Source organism: Caballeronia sp. BR00000012568055, from assembly GCF_029439455.1.
Lineage (GTDB): Bacteria > Pseudomonadota > Gammaproteobacteria > Burkholderiales > Burkholderiaceae > Caballeronia.
Map to the genome: position 1 here is coordinate 25,744 of NZ_JAQFVG010000021.1, position 539 is coordinate 26,282.

General features: G+C 55.8%; 1 protein-coding gene. It reads left to right on the plus strand.

Annotation, left to right across the window (positions count from 1 at the left end):
- Positions 1-539 (plus strand): MFS transporter (locus tag P7F28_RS02290; RefSeq protein ID WP_277182819.1); only part of this gene is annotated, 539 nt, incomplete at both ends.

A 539-nucleotide genomic window follows, 5' to 3' on the forward strand; every position in this document is an offset into this window, starting at 1 on the left:
GGACTGTTCTTTGGATTCGCCGCAGATAGGATTGGACGCGTCAGGGTCATGGCACTGACGGTTTGGCTGATGGCACTTGGTACGGCTGCTATCGGAATGCTGCCGACCTACGAAACAATTGGGCTGGCGGCTCCCATTCTTCTTGTCATCTGCCGGCTGGCGCAAGGCCTTGCATTAGGTGGCGAGACTACTGGATCGACAAGCTACATAGTCGAATCCGCACCCGAAAATCGCCGAGGATTGTGGCTAGGGTGCACGCTGATTTTCTCCCATCTTCCAAACGCCGTCGTGGCCGCTCTTTTGATTTCGCTTCAATGGGCCGCGGGAAAGTCCGCTTACGCGGATTGGCTATGGCGCGTTCCGTTCCTGGTCGGTGGTCTGATCGGGATCGTAGGATTTTGGTTGCGACGGGACATTGACGAACCCGAAGAATTCAAGCAAGCATCCCTGAAAACAAAGGCGAAGAATCCCCTCGAGGCCGCCCTTCGGTTCGGCGGCCTGAAGGGAATGTTGAACGTGGTTATGATCCAGCCCGTTTA